The organism is Pseudomonas sp. HMWF032 (assembly GCF_003060885.1).
In the GTDB taxonomy this organism is placed as follows: Bacteria; Pseudomonadota; Gammaproteobacteria; order Pseudomonadales; family Pseudomonadaceae; genus Aquipseudomonas.
In genome coordinates, this window is the sequence record NZ_QAIG01000005.1 from 1,114,718 (window position 1) to 1,131,337 (window position 16,620).

Sequence of the window (16,620 nt, forward strand, 5' to 3'; positions counted from 1 at the left end):
TCTTGCGTGGCGCAAGGCGGATGGCTTATGTAAGATTTGCGCCTCTAGCCCTTATCTGTGAGCGTTTGCGTTGCTGGAAAATATTCGCGTTGTGTTGGTCGGTACCAGTCATCCGGGCAATATCGGTGGCGCGGCGCGGGCCATGAAAAACATGGGGTTGTCGCAGTTGGTGCTGGTTGAGCCACGGGATTTCCCGAGTGAAGAAGCGGTGGCCAGGGCTTCTGGGGCTGCTGATATTCTCGAATCGGCGCAGGTAGTCGGCACGCTTGAAGAGGCGCTGGTCGGTTGTCGTCTGGTGCTGGGCACCAGTGCGCGGGATCGGCATATTCCCTGGCCGATGCTGGAGCCGCGTGAATGTGGTGTTGCTGCGTGCGAGCAGGCGCAGCAAGGTGTTCAGGTTGCCTTGGTGTTTGGGCGCGAGTATGCCGGTCTGACCAATGAGGAGCTGCAGCGCTGTCACTATCATGTGCACATTCCCTCCGACCCGGCATTCAGCTCGTTGAATCTGGCTGCGGCTGTGCAAGTGCTGGCTTACGAGGTGCGTATTGCCTGGCTGGCCACAGAGGGGCAGCCGGTCAAGCAAGTTGCAGTTGTTGATCCTGATGAAGAGCTGGTAGCGGCGGATGAGCTGGAGTCGTTTTATCGTCATCTGGAGCAAGCGCTGATTGAAATCAGGTTTCTTGATCCCTCTAGGCCGCGACATCTCATGAGTCGCCTGCGTCGCTTGTACGGGCGTTGCGCAGTGAACAAACTGGAAATGAATATCTTGCGCGGTATCTTGACGGAAACCATCAAGGCGGCGCGTGGCGAGCACCTTAGGCGGGAGGGTTCAGATGTTTGAGCGCATGCAAGAGGATATCCGGAGCGTATTTCATCGCGACCCGGCGGCGCGTAATGCCTTTGAGGTGGTCACGTGCTATCCGGGGTTGCATGCCGTCTGGCTGCATCGAGTGGCGCATGCTTTGTGGGTGTCGGGCTGGAAGTGGCTGGCGCGCGTGGTGTCCAACTTTAGTCGTTGGATGACGGGTATCGAAATTCATCCCGGTGCGAAGATTGGTCGGCGTTTCTTTATCGATCATGGTATGGGTATCGTCATTGGTGAAACGGCAGAGATTGGAAACGATGTAACGCTCTATCAGGGGGTTACCTTGGGCGGCACCAGCTGGAATAAAGGCAAGCGCCATCCGACGCTGGAAGATGGTGTGGTAGTGGGCGCAGGGGCCAAGGTGTTGGGGCCGTTTACGGTGGGCGCAGGTGCAAAAATCGGCTCCAATGCGGTGGTGACCAAGGAGGTGCCGGCAGGTGCTACGGCTGTCGGCATCCCTGGGCGGATCATCGTCAAAACCGATGATGAGCAGGAGGCCAAGCGCCAGGCGATTGCCGAGAAATTGGGTTTCGATGCTTATGGCGTGAGTCAGGACATGCCGGACCCCGTTGCTCGTGCCATTGGTCAGTTGCTCGATCACCTGCATGCGGTGGATGGGCGTCTTGAGGGTATGTGCGGCGCGCTCAAGTCCTTAGGTAGTGACTACTGCGCCAAGGATTTGCCGCAACTGCGTGACGAGGACTTCGCCGGCGTGGTCAAGGACGCAGACAAGCCTGCAGCTTGATGGTGCGGTCTTGCGCATTTTGCTATGGTATGCGCCCTCGACTCCGCCAATCCCGACTAAAGCACTAGGTCTTATAGTTGACTTAAATGCTCGGGAATTGCATAATCGCCGCACATTGCGACCATGCGGTAAGCCCCTCATGCGATTAACCACCAAAGGCCGATACGCCGTCACCGCCATGCTTGATCTGGCGCTGCATGCACAGCGTGGTCCGGTGTCTCTGGCCGATATTTCCGAGCGGCAGGGCATCTCCCTGTCCTATCTGGAGCAACTGTTTGCCAAGCTGCGGCGCGGCAATCTGGTGTCCAGTGTGCGTGGGCCGGGTGGCGGCTATCAGTTGTCCCGCGACATGCGCGGGATTCAGGTGGCCGAAGTGATTGATGCGGTCAATGAATCGGTCGATGCCACTCGCTGTCAGGGGCAGGGCGATTGCCATGCCGGTGATACCTGTCTGACCCACCATTTATGGTGTGACCTCAGCCAGCAGATACACGAATTTCTTAGCGGCATCAGTCTCGCTGATTTGGTGACCCGTCGTGAAGTGCAGGAGGTTGCTCAGCGCCAGGATCAGCGCCGCTGCAATGGCAGGACGCCGTACCTGGATAAGATCGAAACGTCCGCCGTCGATTGAGCGCAAAGCGCTGGCTAGCTGGCCTGATACCTGATTAGGAGAAAGTAATGAAGTTGCCGATTTACCTCGATTATTCCGCCACCACGCCGGTTGATCCGCGTGTTGCGCAAAAAATGAGCGAATGCCTGCTGGTTGATGGCAACTTCGGCAACCCGGCGTCGCGCTCCCACGTGTTTGGCTGGAAGGCTGAAGAGGCCGTGGAAAATGCTCGTCGCCAAGTGGCTGAACTGGTCAATGCCGATCCGCGTGAGATTGTCTGGACCTCTGGTGCCACCGAGTCCAACAACCTGGCGATCAAGGGGATTGCTGACTTCTACAAGAGCAAAGGTAAGCACCTGATCACTTCGAAGATCGAGCACAAAGCCGTGCTGGATACCATGCGCCAACTTGAGCGCGAAGGCTTTGAAGTGACCTATATCGAGCCCGGTGAAGATGGTCTGATTACACCGGCCATGATCGAGGCAGTGTTGCGTGATGACACCATTCTAGTGTCGGTCATGCATGTGAATAACGAAATTGGCACCATCAACGACATCGCGGCGATTGGCGAGCTGACCCGTTCGCGTGGCGTGTTTTTGCATGTTGATGCGGCACAGTCGACTGGCAAGGTGGCGATAGATCTGGAGTCGCTTAAGGTCGATCTGATGTCTTTCTCCGCGCACAAAACGTATGGCCCAAAAGGCGTCGGTGCGCTGTTCGTGCGTCGCAAGCCGCGTGTGCGTCTGGAGGCCCAGACCCATGGCGGCGGTCATGAGCGTGGTATGCGCTCCGGCACCCTGGCGACTCATCAGTGCGTCGGTATGGGTGAAGCGTTCCGTATTGCCAAAGAGGAAATGACCCAGGAAAACCAGCGCATTCTGGCCCTGCGTGATCGCTTCTTCAAGCAGGTCGATGGTCTGGAAGAGCTGTATGTCAATGGCAGCATGACCGCCCGTGTACCGCACAACCTCAACCTCAGCTTCAACTACGTTGAAGGCGAATCGTTGATCATGGCGCTTAAAGATCTGGCGGTTTCGTCCGGTTCGGCTTGCACATCAGCTTCTCTGGAGCCGTCCTACGTGTTGCGCGCCCTGGGCCGCAATGACGAGCTGGCACACAGCTCCATCCGTTTTACCTTCGGCCGCTTCACCACTGATGAAGAGGTCGATTATGCCGCGCAGAAGGTTTGCGAGGCGGTCACCAAGCTGCGCGAATTGTCGCCGCTGTGGGATATGTACAAAGACGGTGTCGACATCTCCAAGATCGAGTGGGCGGCGCACTAAGTAGTCGCCGAGCAAGAGCGACTCTCTGATGAGGAAGGAATACCAGCATGGCTTACAGTGAAAAGGTCATTGATCACTACGAGAACCCGCGTAACGTCGGCAAGATGGACGCGGAAGACCCGGATGTCGGTACTGGCATGGTCGGCGCGCCGGCTTGCGGTGACGTAATGCGCCTGCAGATCAAGGTTAACGAGCAGGGCGTGATCGAAGACGCCAAGTTCAAGACCTATGGCTGCGGTTCGGCAATCGCCTCCAGCTCCCTCGCCACCGAGTGGATGAAGGGCAAAACCCTGGACGAAGCTGAAACTATCAAGAACACCCAGTTGGCCGAGGAATTGGCTCTGCCACCGGTGAAAATCCACTGCTCGGTACTCGCCGAAGACGCCATCAAGGCTGCTGTGCGCGATTACAAGCAGAAGAAAGGCTTGCTCTAAGGAGGTTTGTCGATGGCTATCAGCATGACCGAAGCAGCCGCTCAGCACGTGCGTCGCTCGCTTGAGGGGCGCGGCAAGGGCGAAGGTATTCGCCTGGGTGTGCGCACCACGGGCTGCTCCGGCTTGGCCTATGTGCTGGAGTTTGTCGATGAGGCCGCCAGCGAAGATCAGGTGTTCGAGAACCATGGCGTCAAGGTGATCATCGATCCCAAGAGCCTGGTTTACCTCGACGGTACTGAGCTTGATTTCGTCAAAGAGGGGTTGAACGAAGGTTTCAAGTTCAACAACCCTAACGTGCGCGGCGAATGTGGCTGCGGCGAAAGCTTCAATATCTGAGGCGTACGTGGGCAGTCCTTGTCACTTTGCTTTGTTTGACTTGCAGCCGAGCTTTCGTTTGGATGCTAACGTGTTGGCCAGTCGCTACCGCGAGCTGGCCCGACAAGTCCATCCGGATCGCTATGCTGATGCATCCGAGCGTGAGCAGCGCCTTGCGCTTGAGCAGTCGGCGAGTTTGAACGAGGCCTACAGCACCCTGAAGAGTCCTTCGCAGCGTGCGCGTTACCTGCTGGCGCTTCGCGGGCCGGAGTTGCCGTTGGAAGTCACGGTGCAGGATCCGGGTTTTTTGATGCAGCAAATGCAGCTGCGCGAAGAGCTTGAAGACTTGCATGAAAGTGCTGATTTGGCCGGCGTTGCATCCTTTAAGCAGCGCTTGAAAGTGGCTCAGGATGAGCTCAACGAAAGTTTTGCGGTTTGTTGGGATGATCCGCAGCAGCGTGAACAGGCTGAGCGCCTGATGCGCCGCATGCAGTTTCTCGACAAGCTTTCTCACGAGGTTCGCCAGCTGGAAGAGCGCCTCGACGATTAACGCTGGTGCGTCGTATGGCGCGCCTGACACCTAAGCATTGATTACCCATGGCCTTACTGCAGATCGCTGAGCCCGGACAAAGCCCCCAGCCACACCAGCGTAGGCTGGCCGTTGGGATCGACTTGGGCACCACCAATTCGCTTGTTGCGGCCGTGCGCAGCGGTCTTTCTGAGCCGCTACCTGATGCGGCCGGGCAGGTCATTCTGCCGTCAGCGGTGCGCTACCACGCGGGTTCGGTTGAGGTCGGTGAATCGGCCAAAGCAGCCGGCTCGGCAGACCCACTCAACACCATTTTGTCCGTTAAGCGCCTGATGGGGCGTGGTCTGGCCGATGTCAAGCAGCTCGGTGAGCAGCTGCCTTATCGCTTTAGCGAAGGCGAATCGCACATGCCGTTTATTGAAACGGTGCAAGGTGCCAAAAGCCCTGTCGAGGTTTCGGCTGAAATTCTCAAAGTCCTGCGCCAGCGCGCTGAGGCGACCTTGGGCGGCGAGCTGGTTGGCGCTGTCATCACCGTGCCGGCCTACTTTGATGATTCGCAGCGCCAAGCCACCAAGGATGCAGCCCGTCTGGCGGGCTTGAATGTTCTGCGCCTGCTGAATGAACCAACGGCTGCTGCTGTGGCGTATGGCCTGGATCAGCATGCTGAAGGTGTGGTGGCCATTTATGATTTGGGTGGTGGCACCTTTGATATTTCTGTATTGCGCCTGACCGGCGGTGTGTTTGAGGTATTGGCCACCGGTGGCGACAGCGCCTTGGGCGGCGATGACTTCGATCATGCGATTGCCGGTTGGATTGTTCGGCAGGCGGGGTTGTCGGCTGATCTTGATCCCGGCGAGCAACGTTTATTGCTGGAAGTGGCTTGTGCCGCCAAAGAGGCGCTGACCAGTCATGAGTCGGTGCCGGTGGCGTATGCCGGTTGGCAGGGGCAGTTGAGCCGTGAGCAGTTTGATCAACTCATCGAGCCGATGCTCGCCCGAAGTCTGAAGGCATGCCGTCGTGCGGTGCGTGACGCGGGTATTGAAGTTGAGGCTGTTGAAGCGGTGGTGATGGTCGGTGGCTCTACGCGTGTTCCGCGTGTGCGTCAGGCGGTTGCCGAACTCTTTGCCCGCGAACCGCTGACGGGCATCGACCCGGATCAGGTGGTCGCAATTGGTGCTGCCATTCAGGCTGATGCGCTGGCGGGTAACAAGCGCGATGACGGTGAAGAGCTGTTGTTGCTCGATGTGATTCCGCTGTCGCTGGGTTTGGAAACCATGGGCGGTTTGATGGAGAAAGTCATTCCGCGCAACACCACTATCCCGGTTGCTCGCGCGCAAGACTTCACCACCTATAAAGACGGCCAGACGGCCATGATGATTCATGTGCTGCAAGGTGAGCGTGAGCTGATCAGTGATTGCCGTTCACTGGCGCGTTTTGAGCTGCGTGGCATTCCGCCGATGGTGGCCGGTGCGGCAAAGATTCGCGTGACCTTCCAGGTGGATGCCGACGGTTTGCTCAGCGTTGGTGCCCGCGAGCTAGCCTCGGGCGTCGAGACGGGTATCCAGGTCAAGCCGTCCTATGGGCTTACCGATGGCGAAATCGCCCGCATGCTGCAGGATTCCTTCAAAAATGCCGGCGACGACAAGGTTGCCCGTGTGCTGCGCGAGCAGCAGGTCGACGCCCAGCGTTTGCTGGAAGCAGTCGAGGCGGCGTTGCTGGCCGATGGCGAGCGCCTGCTGGATGCCGATGAGCGTATGGCCATCGATGCGCAGATCGCGCAATTGCGCGATTTGATGGCCGGCACGGATGGCTTGGCGATTGAGCAGCAAACCAAACGTTTGACCCAGGTGACGGATGCTTTCGCGGCCCGTCGTCTGGATGCCACGGTCAAGGCCGCATTGGCTGGCCGTAGTCTTGACGAGATTGAGGAATAAACATGCCGCAGATCATATTTCTGCCTCACGCGGTGTTGTGCCCGGAAGGGCTGGTGGTCGAGGTTGCGCCGGGTACTTCGGTGCTTGAAGTGGCGCATGAGCACCACATTGACATCGAAAGCGCTTGCGGCGGTGTCTGTGCCTGCACCACCTGTCACTGCATTATTCGTGAGGGTTTTGATTCGTTGGCCGAGGCTGATGAGTTGGAAGAGGACATGCTGGACAAGGCCTGGGGGCTTGAAGCGCAATCACGGTTGTCTTGTCAGGCCATTGTCGGTACTGAGGATTTGACGGTCGAGATTCCCAAATACTCGCTCAACCACGCCGCCGAAGCGCCGCACTGAGTTCAGGAGTTGTTATGAGTCTTAAGTGGGTTGATGTCCTGGAAATCGCCATTCAACTGGCGGAGGCTAAGCCTGAGGTGGATCCTCGTTACGTCAACTTTGTTGATCTGCATAAGTGGATTCTGGCGTTGCCGGAGTTCAGTGACGATCCGCAGCGCGGTGGTGAGAAGGTCTTGGAAGCCGTCCAGGCGGCCTGGATCGAAGAAGCCGACTGATACGGCTTGTGTCGCGCCCTACGCATTTAACCGGAACCCGCGTATAATTCGCGGGTTTAATTTTTCGCTTTAATCATTGTTTCTGGAGTTTCACATGGCTGTTCAACGCACTTTCTCCATCATCAAGCCTGATGCCGTTGCTAAAAACGTTGTTGGCGAGATCACCACTCGTTTCGAAAAAGCCGGCCTGCGCGTCGTTGCTTCGAAAATGGTTCAGCTGTCCGAGCGCGAAGCCGCTGGCTTCTACGCTGAGCACAGCGAGCGTGGCTTCTTCAAGGATCTGGTTGCATTCATGACTTCCGGTCCGGTTATCGTTCAGGTTCTGGAAGGCGAAAACGCTGTTCTGGCTAACCGTGAACTGATGGGCGCTACCAACCCGAAAGAAGCAGCTGCCGGCACCATTCGCGCTGATTTCGCTGTTTCCATCGACGAAAATGCTGTTCACGGTTCCGACTCGGAAGCTTCCGCTGCCCGCGAAATCGCTTACTTCTTCGCTGCCACCGAAGTTTGCGCGCGCATTCGCTAAGCGAATCGGGTGAGGGTGAGGCCATGACTTTATCGACCGGTAAAATCAACCTGCTGGGGCTAACCCTGGCGGAGATGGAGCAATTCTTCGAAAGTATCGGGGAAAAGCGTTTCCGTGCCGGTCAGGTTATGAAGTGGATTCACCACTTTGGCGTCGATGATTTCGCCGCTATGAGTAATGTCGGCAAGGTCTTGCGCGAGAAGCTCGAGGCCTCTGCTGAAATTCGCGGGCCGGAAGTGGTTAGCGAAGATATTTCTACTGATGGCACGCGCAAGTGGGTTGTGCGGGTGGCGTCAGGCAGTTGTGTCGAAACCGTGTATATCCCCCAGGGCTCGCGTGGCACCTTGTGTGTGTCGTCGCAGGCTGGCTGTGCGTTGGATTGCAGTTTCTGTTCGACTGGCAAGCAAGGTTTCAACAGCGATCTGAGTGCCGCCGAAGTGATCGGCCAGGTGTGGATCGCCAACAAGTCGTTCGGCAGTGTGCCGGCGAAGATCGACCGCGCCATCACTAACGTGGTGATGATGGGCATGGGCGAACCGCTGCTGAACTTTGACAACGTCGTCGCTGCCATGAAAATCATGATGGACGACCTCGGTTATGGCATCTCCAAACGCAAGGTGACGCTGTCCACCTCGGGCGTGGTGCCGATGATCGACAAGCTCGGCGAAGTGATTGATGTGTCCCTGGCGCTCTCACTGCATGCACCGAACGATGCACTGCGCAATCAGCTGGTGCCGATCAACAAGAAGTACCCGCTGGAAATGCTGCTGGCGGCGTGCAAGCGTTATGTCTCGCGTCTCGGCGAGAAGCGCGTGCTTACAATCGAATACACCCTGCTCAAGGATGTAAACGACAAGATCGAGCACGCTGAGGAAATGATCGCACTTCTCAAAGATGTGCCTTGCAAGATCAACCTGATTCCGTTTAATCCCTTCCCCCACTCCGGGTACGAGCGGCCGAGCAACAATGCTATTCGCCGCTTCCAGGACCTGCTTCACAAAGCCGGCCACAATGTCACTGTGCGCACCACCCGAGGCGAAGACATTGATGCCGCGTGTGGTCAATTGGTTGGCCAGGTTATGGATCGTACCCGGCGTAGTGAGCGCTATATTGCTGTGCGTGAGTTGAGTAGCGAGGCCGAAACGCCGAGTTCCGCCGCCAATCGAACCTGAGGGGAGGATACCCATGACCTTGCGTCCCGCGTTATTGCTGTTGGCCGCCAGTCTGTTAGCCGGTTGCGTCACGACTGGTAACGTTGATCCGATGAAAACCGATAAAGGCCGTGATGAGGCCCGTGATGCATACGTACAGTTAGGTATCGGTTATCTCCAGCAAGGTGAAACCGAGCGGGCCAAGGTGCCGTTGAAAAAAGCCTTGGACCTCGATGCTTCAAATGCGGACGCGCATGCGGCGTTAGCCTTGGTGTTTCAAATCGAAATGGAGCCGAAGCTGGCTGATGAGCATTTTCGTAAGGCAATCGCTGAGCGCCGAGGTGATGCGCGCCTGTTGAATAACTATGGCAGCTTTCTCTACGAGCAAAAGCGTTACACCGAAGCCATGGAACTCTACAGCGAGGCTGCTCAGGATAATCTTTACCCAGAGCGCTCGCGGGTATTTGAAAACCTCGGCCTGACAGCGCTGCAGTTGAACCAGCGTGAGCAGGCCAAGGAGTATTTCCAGCGGTCATTGCGTCTTAATAGCCGTCAGCCGCGTGCCTTGATGGAAATGGCGCAGCTGTCTTATGACGATAAGCAGTACGTCCCGGCGCGTGGTTACTACGACAGCTACCTGGCGCTGTCGCAGCATGATGCGCGTAGTCTGTTGCTTGGCGTTCGGCTAGCCAAGATTTTCGAGGAGCGTGACGACGCGGCAAGCCTCGGTCTGCAGTTGAAACGACTTTATCCGGGTACTCCGGAATATCAGCAATACCTGTCGGAGCAATGATGAAAGCTGCGCATCCAGAAGTGCTAGCAGTTCCCCGTACCAATCCGGGTGAGACTTTGCGCAAGGCTCGTGAGAGTCGTGGTTGGACCATTGCCGAGGTTGCCGGCCAGCTCAATCTGACAGCCCAGCGCTTGAGTCAGATCGAGCAGGGCGCGTTTGACAAGTTGCCAGGGCATACCTTTGCCCGTGGCTATGTGCGCGCGTATGCCAAACTATTGGATGTCGATCAGAATCGACTGGTGCTGGAGTTTGATCAGTTTACCGGCAGCGATGCGGCAGGAAGTAACGTACATAGTCTGGGGCGTATCGAAGAACCGGTGAGCTATTCGCAGCGCGTGTTGCGAATGGTCAGTTTTGTGTTGCTGTTGGCTTTGGCTGGATTGAGCTTCTTCTGGTGGCAGGAGCAGGCGCAGCGGCGGGCGGAAGACCTAGCAGCTACCAGTTTGGAACATGTGGAAGTTGACGGTGCTGATGGCACAACCCAGATCCATGTGCTTGATGAGCCTGAGGATCAGGCTGTGGATGCGGCTCAAGCCGAGGCGGAAATTATGCCGCCCGCCGTGGACGGTAGTGCGGCGATAGTAGCTCCTGCTTCTGTTGCTATTAGTGCTGATGTTGCGCCGGCAACGGTTGATCCACTCGACGTCGCTAGTTCTCCGGTACTCACGCAGGGGGCAACACCCGCGCAAGCGGTTGCTGCGCCTGATGTTTCCGCAGCCGCAGCCGCCTCCGCTCCTGCAGTGGTTACTTCACCATCGGTTGTGCTGGCAGCCGGTGAGTCACGTGTCAGTGTGACCTTTATTGCCGACTGCTGGACACAATTAACTGATGCCAACGGCAAGGTGCTGTTCAGCGCACTTAAACGCAAAGGCGATAGCCTTGAACTGGTTGGTAAGGCGCCGTTGGAGCTGCGTCTTGGGTTTGCCCGTGGTGCCCAAGTCAGCCTGAATGGCAATCCGGTGGATGTGGCTCCGTTTATCTCGGGTGAAACCGCGCGTCTGAAGTTGGGTGGGCAGTAACATGCATTGCGAATCACCAATCAAACGGCGTCTGTCGCGCAAGATCTGGGTTGGCTCGGTGCCGGTCGGTGGGGATGCACCCATCGCCGTGCAGAGCATGACCAATAGCGATACCAATGATGTGGCCGCCACCGTGGCGCAGATTCGTCGCCTGGAAGATGCCGGCGCCGATATCGTTCGGGTTTCCGTGCCGGACATGGACGCTGCTGAGGCGTTTGGCCGGATCAAGCAGCAGGTGCGTGTGCCGCTGGTGGCGGATATCCACTTCGACTATCAGATCGCCCTGCGTGTGGCTGAGCTGGGTGTCGACTGTCTGCGCATCAATCCGGGCAATATCGGTCGTGAAGACCGCGTCCGTGCTGTGGTTGAAGCCGCGCGCGACAAGGGCATTCCAATCCGTATCGGCGTTAACGCCGGCTCGCTGGAAAAGGATTTGCAGAAGAAGTATGGCGAGCCGACGCCAGCGGCGCTGGTTGAATCTGCCTTGCGCCATGTCGAGCACCTCGATCGGCTGAATTTTCCGGACTTCAAAGTCAGCGTGAAGGCATCTGACGTCTTCATGGCTGTTGAGGCCTATCGCTTGCTGGCCAAGCAGATTGAGCAGCCGCTGCACTTGGGCATCACCGAGGCCGGAGGCCTGCGTTCGGGCACGGTGAAATCGGCGGTTGGGCTGGGCATGCTGCTGGCTGAGGGCATCGGCGACACCATTCGCATCTCCCTGGCCGCTGATCCGGTGGAAGAGATCAAGGTCGGCTACGACATCCTCAAGTCCTTGCGTCTGCGTTCCCGTGGCATCAACTTCATCGCCTGCCCAAGCTGCTCACGGCAGAACTTCGACGTGGTGAAAACCATGAACGAGCTGGAGCAGCGTGTCGAAGACCTGCTCGTTCCGCTGGATGTGGCGGTCATCGGCTGTGTCGTCAACGGCCCAGGCGAAGCCAAGGAAGCCCATATCGGCCTGACTGGTGGTTCGCCTAACTTGATCTATATCGATGGCAAACCGGCGCACAAGCTGGGTAATGACAACCTGGTTGATGAGCTGGAAAAGCTGATCCGCCAGAAGGCAGCCGACAAGGTTGCTGCTGACGCCGCGGTTATCGTGCGCAGCCAAGACAGCTAAGGAATTGAAGTGAGCAAGCCCCTGCAAGCCATTCGTGGCATGAACGATATCCTGCCCGAGCAGACCCCGCTTTGGCGTTATTTTGAAGGTACCGTCGCCAGTCTGTTGGACGGTTACGGCTATCGGCAAATTCGTATGCCGATCGTCGAGTTCACCGAGCTGTTCAAGCGCTCCATTGGTGAAGTCACCGACATCGTCGAAAAAGAGATGTACACCTTCGACGATCGCAATGGCGACTCCCTGACGCTGCGCCCGGAAGGCACTGCAGCCTGCGTGCGTGCCGTGCTCGAACACGGCTTGTCCGGTGGCGGCCAGTCGCAGAAGCTTTGGTACATCGGACCGATGTTCCGTCATGAGCGTCCGCAGAAAGGTCGTTACCGCCAGTTTCATCAGATCGGTGTGGAGGTCTTCAATATTGAAGGTCCGGATATCGACGCCGAGCTGATCGCCCTGACCTGGCGCCTGTGGGGCCTGTTGGGGATCCGTGATGCGGTCAAGCTTGAACTCAACAGTCTGGGCACCAGTGCCGCGCGTGCCGTTTATCGCGATGCGCTGGTCGAGTTTCTGACGGCCCATGCCGATCAGCTGGATGAAGACAGTCGTCGCCGCATGAACACCAATCCGCTGCGCGTGCTCGACAGTAAGGTCCCAGAAACGCAAGCGCTGTTGGTCAATGCGCCGAAGCTGGCGGATTACCTGGACGAAGAGTCACGCGGGCATTTCGAGGGGCTGAAAACCCGCCTGGATGCAGCGGGCGTGCCTTATGTGATTAACCCCAAGCTGGTGCGCGGCCTGGATTACTACAGCAAGACCGTATTCGAGTGGGTGACCGATCAGTTGGGTTCCCAGGGCACGGTGTGTGCCGGTGGGCGCTACGATGGCCTGGTTGAGCAGATGGGTGGCAAGCCGACGCCTGGTGTTGGGTTTGCTATGGGCATCGAACGTTTGGTGCTGTTGCTGGAAACTCTAGGTAAAGTACCGGCTGAAATCGGTCGTACTGTCGATGTTTACCTGTGTGCCTTCGGCGAGCCGGCTGAATTGGCGGCGTTGGCTTTGAGTGAGCGTCTGCGTGATCAGCTACCTAGTCTGCGACTGCAGGTGAATGCCGGTGCGGGTAGCTTCAAGAGTCAGTTCAAAAAGGCCGACAAGAGTGGTGCACTGTATGCATTGATCTTGGGTGAAGACGAATTGGCCCAGCAAGTGGTAGGTTGCAAGCCGCTGCGCGGTCAGGGCGAGCAGCAAAGTATTGCCTGGTCGGCGTTGGCCGATCATCTGGCGACCTGCGCCAATCAGGCCTGAGCGCCTGTTAAGTGATTTAGCGAATAGGAGTGTTGGGGTGGTTTCGCGTACTGATGATGAAGAACTGGCAGTAATCAAGGACTGGTGGCAGCGCAATGGCATGCCATTGCTGACCGGTGTCGTGCTGGCCCTGGTGGTGGTATTCGGCTGGCAGGGCTGGCAGAAGTACCAGAGCAACCAGTCCTACGGTGCCTCGCTGGTGTATCAGCAACTGCTGGAAGCGGCTCTGGACCCGAGCGGCAAGCCGGATGCCGGTAAAGTGGCTGAACTGGCCAACACCCTGAAGAATGATTACTCCGGCAGCCATTACGCCCAATACGGCCGCTTGTTTGTGGCCAAGGTGGCGGTCGAGGCCGGCAAACTGGACGACGCTGCCAGCGAGTTGCAGGCGATTGTCGACAAACCGGCGGATGACAGTTTGGGCGAGTTGGCGCGTCAGCGCCTGGCGCGTGTACTGGCGGCCCAGGACAAGGCTGAAGACGCCCTGAAACTGCTGGATGCCAAAGTCGCTCCGGCTTTTGCGGCCAGCCGTGAAGAACTCAAAGGTGACCTGCTGGTGCAACTCGGCCGTGCCGAGGATGCGTACGCCGCCTACGAAAAAGCCAAGGCTGCACTCTCTGAGGATGCGGCTGTCGGTGGTCTGCAAATGAAGCTGGATGATCTGGCAAAAGGGGATGCGTGACGTGATGCGCTGGAAGAATGCCGCACTGCTGGCCCTGGCCGTTCTGGCCGTAGGTTGCAGCAGCAATAGCAAGAAGGAACTGCCGCCGGCCGATCTTCCCAAGTTCGAGGAAGAGGTGCGCCTGCAGAAGGAATGGAGCCGTTCCATTGGCGAAGGCCAGGGCGAGACCTTCAACATGCTGGTGCCAGCGATTGATGGTGAGAAGATCTACGCCGCCGACGTCGAAGGTCTGGTGGTCGCTATGGATCGCATGACCGGCAAGGTCATCTGGAAAGCCGATCTGGAATTGCCGGTTTCCGGCGCTGTTGCTGCCGGCTATGGCTTGGTGGTGGTGGGAACGCTGAAAGGCGAAATTATCGCCCTCGACAGCGGCTCCGGTGAAGAGAAGTGGCGTGCCCGTGTGACCAGCGAAGTGCTGGCGGCGCCTGCACTGAATGGCGACGTGGTACTGGTGCAGACCCAGGATGACCGCCTGATCGCCCTTGACATCAGCACGGGCGTTCAGCGCTGGATCTTTGAGAACACTCCAGCCGTGCTGACCTTGCGCGGCACTGGCAGCCCGGTACTGACCAACCGTCTGGCGGTAGCCGGCCTGTCTACCGGCAAGGTGATTGCCCTTGATGCGCAGCGCGGTATCCCGGTTTGGGAGCAGCGCGTGGCAGTTCCACAAGGTCGCTCCGAACTGGATCGTGTGGTGGACATCGACGGTGGCTTGCTGCTCTCGGCTGGCACACTTTACGCCGTCAGCTACCAGGGCCGCGTTGCCGCGCTGGATCTGGAAAGTGGCCGTATCCTCTGGCAGCGTGAAGCGTCCAGCTCAGTCGGTGTGGCCCAGGGTTATGGCAGTGTTTATGTAAGCCTGGCCAGCGGTACCGTTGAAGGTATTGACGAACGTTCGGCTTCGGCACTGTGGAGCAATGATGCGCTGGCGCGTCGCCAGCTGTCGGCGCCGGAAGTGTTCTCCAGCTATATCGCCTTCGGCGATCTGGAAGGCTATCTGCATCTGGTCAGCCAGGTTGATGGTCGATTCGTCGGTCGTATCCGCATCGACAGTGACGGCCTGCGTGCCCGTCCGCTGGTGGTGGGCGACTGGCTGTATGCCTTTGGTAACGGCGGTGACCTGGTGGCACTGACCATCAAGTAATGCTGCGCTGAGCGTTGGCGATGCTGCACAACACCTAAGGTGCGCAGCATCGCCTGCGCAATGAATTCCGGCCGCTGCCCCTGCAGCGGCTTTTGTATTTTCTGAAATAACGAAGTGGAGAGCCTAATGGTTCCCGTAATTGCCCTGGTGGGCCGCCCGAACGTCGGCAAGTCCACACTGTTTAACCGCTTGACCAAGTCCCGTGACGCGATTGTCGGCGACCTGTCTGGTCTGACCCGTGATCGCCAGTACGGCGAGGCCAAGTGGCAGGGGCGAACCTATATCGTCATCGACACCGGGGGTATTTCCGGTGACGAAGAAGGCATTGATGCGAAGATGGCCGAGCAGTCGCTGCAGGCGATTGAAGAAGCCGATGCTGTGCTGTTTCTGGTGGATGCTCGCGCCGGTCTTTCGGCCTCCGATCAGATGATCGGCGAGCACCTGCGCCGCCGTAACAAACGCAGCTTTCTGGTGATCAACAAGGTCGATAACCTCGACACCGACCTGGCCCGCGCTGAATTTGCCAGCATGGCCATGGGCGAGTCCCTGCCGATTGCCGGTGCGCATGGCCGTGGCATCACCCAGATGCTCGAAGCCGTTTTGGGCACCTTCCCCAAGGACGCCAGCGAGCCGCAAGAGGGTGAGGAAGAGGAAGAAGTGCTGGAAGGTCAGGAAGCCAAGCGCATTCCCGGCCCGAGCGAAAAGGACGGCATCAAACTGGCGATCATCGGTCGGCCCAATGTCGGTAAATCGACGCTGGTCAACCGGATGCTCGGCGAAGAGCGGGTCATCGTGTATGACCAAGCCGGCACCACCCGCGACAGCATCTACATCCCGTTCGAGCGCGATGACGAGAAGTACACCCTGATCGACACCGCGGGCGTGCGTCGCCGCGGCAAGATCTTCGAGGCGGTGGAAAAGTTCTCCGTGGTGAAGACCCTGCAGGCGATTCAGGATTCCAACGTCGTGGTGTTCGTGATGGATGCCCGCGAAGGCGTGGTCGACCATGACCTCAACCTGCTGGGCTTTGTGCTGGAAAGCGGCCGTGCCCTGGTGATTGCCCTGAACAAATGGGACGGTATGGAGCCCAGCGAGCGCGATTACGTGAAGACCGAGTTGCAACGGCGGCTGTTCTTCGTCGACTTTGCCGATATCCACTTTATCTCGGCGCTGCATGGCACCGGTGTGGGTAACCTGTACAAGTCGGTGCAAGCCTCGTTCAAGTCGGCGATCACCCGCTGGCCAACCAACCGCCTGACCCAGATTCTGGAAGACGCCGTCAGCGATCACGCGCCACCCATGGTCAATAACCGCCGCATCAAGCTGCGCTACGCCCACTTGGGGGGGGCCAACCCGCCGCTGATCGTGATCCACGGCAATCAGGTCGATGCGGTGCCCAAGTCCTATATCCGCTATCTGGAAAACACCTATCGCCGCGTGCTCAAGCTGGTTGGTACGCCGATCCGCATCGAGTTCAAAGGGGGGGAGAACCCCTATGAGGGCAACAAGAACACCCTCACGGATCGTCAGGTGAATAAGAAGCGACGCCTGATGAGCCACCATAAGAAGGCCGAGAAGAAGCGCAAAGACAAGCGCTAAGCTTGGGCTGAAA

19 protein-coding genes are annotated in these 16,620 nt (G+C 58.1%); all 19 read left to right on the top strand.

Going from position 1 to position 16,620, the window contains the following annotated elements:
- Nucleotides 1-70 precede the first annotated feature (70 nt).
- The 19 genes from trmJ to der all read left to right on the top strand — a co-directional run bounded on the left by trmJ (nucleotide 71) and on the right by der (nucleotide 16,607).
- Complete coding sequence (trmJ, locus tag DBR00_RS07910) at nucleotides 71-841, top strand: tRNA (cytosine(32)/uridine(32)-2'-O)-methyltransferase TrmJ (RefSeq protein WP_108488420.1); 771 nt, start codon at nucleotides 71-73, stop codon at nucleotides 839-841.
- The gene (gene cysE / locus DBR00_RS07915; RefSeq protein WP_108488421.1) at nucleotides 834-1,610 is read left to right on the top strand and encodes a serine O-acetyltransferase; all 777 of its coding nucleotides are present in this window, start codon (nucleotides 834-836) and stop codon (nucleotides 1,608-1,610) included. The genes trmJ and cysE overlap by 8 nt, the downstream gene beginning before the upstream one ends.
- A 139-nt stretch (nucleotides 1,611-1,749) precedes the next feature.
- Nucleotides 1,750-2,241: a Fe-S cluster assembly transcriptional regulator IscR gene (iscR, locus tag DBR00_RS07920; RefSeq protein ID WP_108488422.1), complete on the top strand. Its 492-nt coding sequence runs from the start codon at nucleotides 1,750-1,752 to the stop codon at nucleotides 2,239-2,241.
- A 47-nt stretch (nucleotides 2,242-2,288) separates the two neighbouring features.
- The gene (locus DBR00_RS07925; protein WP_108488423.1) at nucleotides 2,289-3,503 is read left to right on the top strand and encodes an IscS subfamily cysteine desulfurase; all 1,215 of its coding nucleotides are present in this window, start codon (nucleotides 2,289-2,291) and stop codon (nucleotides 3,501-3,503) included.
- A 47-nt stretch (nucleotides 3,504-3,550) separates the two neighbouring features.
- The gene (iscU, locus tag DBR00_RS07930; protein WP_040261926.1) at nucleotides 3,551-3,937 is read left to right on the top strand and encodes a Fe-S cluster assembly scaffold IscU; all 387 of its coding nucleotides are present in this window, start codon (nucleotides 3,551-3,553) and stop codon (nucleotides 3,935-3,937) included.
- 12 nt (nucleotides 3,938-3,949) lie between these two features.
- Nucleotides 3,950-4,273: an iron-sulfur cluster assembly protein IscA gene (gene iscA / locus DBR00_RS07935; RefSeq protein WP_090248639.1), complete on the top strand. Its 324-nt coding sequence runs from the start codon at nucleotides 3,950-3,952 to the stop codon at nucleotides 4,271-4,273.
- Between the two features lie 7 nt (nucleotides 4,274-4,280).
- Nucleotides 4,281-4,802 (top strand): co-chaperone HscB, encoded by a 522-nt coding sequence (hscB, locus tag DBR00_RS07940; RefSeq protein ID WP_108488424.1) that lies wholly within the window; start codon nucleotides 4,281-4,283, stop codon nucleotides 4,800-4,802.
- 47 nt (nucleotides 4,803-4,849) lie between these two features.
- Complete coding sequence (gene hscA, locus DBR00_RS07945; RefSeq protein ID WP_108488425.1) at nucleotides 4,850-6,715, top strand: Fe-S protein assembly chaperone HscA; 1,866 nt, start codon at nucleotides 4,850-4,852, stop codon at nucleotides 6,713-6,715.
- 2 nt (nucleotides 6,716-6,717) lie between these two features.
- Nucleotides 6,718-7,059 carry an ISC system 2Fe-2S type ferredoxin gene (gene fdx / locus DBR00_RS07950; protein ID WP_108488426.1) on the top strand — a complete coding sequence of 114 codons (342 nt, stop codon included), beginning with the start codon at nucleotides 6,718-6,720 and terminating at the stop codon, nucleotides 7,057-7,059.
- A gap of 14 nt (nucleotides 7,060-7,073) precedes the next feature.
- Nucleotides 7,074-7,274: a Fe-S cluster assembly protein IscX gene (gene iscX / locus DBR00_RS07955; protein WP_108488427.1), complete on the top strand. Its 201-nt coding sequence runs from the start codon at nucleotides 7,074-7,076 to the stop codon at nucleotides 7,272-7,274.
- A 94-nt stretch (nucleotides 7,275-7,368) separates the two neighbouring features.
- The gene (gene ndk / locus DBR00_RS07960; RefSeq protein WP_090248631.1) at nucleotides 7,369-7,800 is read left to right on the top strand and encodes a nucleoside-diphosphate kinase; all 432 of its coding nucleotides are present in this window, start codon (nucleotides 7,369-7,371) and stop codon (nucleotides 7,798-7,800) included.
- Nucleotides 7,801-7,823: 23 nt separating this feature from the next.
- Entirely contained in the window at nucleotides 7,824-8,972 is a 1,149-nt protein-coding gene (gene rlmN / locus DBR00_RS07965; RefSeq protein ID WP_108488428.1) for a 23S rRNA (adenine(2503)-C(2))-methyltransferase RlmN, read from the top strand.
- A gap of 13 nt (nucleotides 8,973-8,985) precedes the next feature.
- Nucleotides 8,986-9,744 carry a type IV pilus biogenesis/stability protein PilW gene (gene pilW / locus DBR00_RS07970; protein ID WP_108488429.1) on the top strand — a complete coding sequence of 253 codons (759 nt, stop codon included), beginning with the start codon at nucleotides 8,986-8,988 and terminating at the stop codon, nucleotides 9,742-9,744.
- Nucleotides 9,744-10,763 (top strand): RodZ family helix-turn-helix domain-containing protein, encoded by a 1,020-nt coding sequence (locus tag DBR00_RS07975; protein ID WP_108488430.1) that lies wholly within the window; start codon nucleotides 9,744-9,746, stop codon nucleotides 10,761-10,763. Before pilW ends, DBR00_RS07975 begins: the two co-directional genes overlap by 1 nt.
- A gap of 1 nt (nucleotide 10,764) precedes the next feature.
- Entirely contained in the window at nucleotides 10,765-11,883 is a 1,119-nt protein-coding gene (gene ispG, locus DBR00_RS07980; RefSeq protein WP_108488431.1) for a flavodoxin-dependent (E)-4-hydroxy-3-methylbut-2-enyl-diphosphate synthase, read from the top strand.
- Between the two features lie 9 nt (nucleotides 11,884-11,892).
- Nucleotides 11,893-13,182 (top strand): histidine--tRNA ligase, encoded by a 1,290-nt coding sequence (hisS, locus tag DBR00_RS07985; protein WP_108488432.1) that lies wholly within the window; start codon nucleotides 11,893-11,895, stop codon nucleotides 13,180-13,182.
- A 100-nt stretch (nucleotides 13,183-13,282) separates the two neighbouring features.
- Nucleotides 13,283-13,864 carry a tetratricopeptide repeat protein gene (locus DBR00_RS07990; protein ID WP_256582973.1) on the top strand — a complete coding sequence of 194 codons (582 nt, stop codon included), beginning with the start codon at nucleotides 13,283-13,285 and terminating at the stop codon, nucleotides 13,862-13,864.
- Nucleotides 13,857-15,008, top strand: coding sequence for an outer membrane protein assembly factor BamB (gene bamB / locus DBR00_RS07995; protein WP_108488440.1), 1,152 nt, complete (start codon nucleotides 13,857-13,859; stop codon nucleotides 15,006-15,008). The genes DBR00_RS07990 and bamB overlap by 8 nt, the downstream gene beginning before the upstream one ends.
- Nucleotides 15,009-15,134: 126 nt before the next feature.
- Entirely contained in the window at nucleotides 15,135-16,607 is a 1,473-nt protein-coding gene (gene der, locus DBR00_RS08000; protein ID WP_108488434.1) for a ribosome biogenesis GTPase Der, read from the top strand.
- Nucleotides 16,608-16,620: the final 13 nt, after the last annotated feature.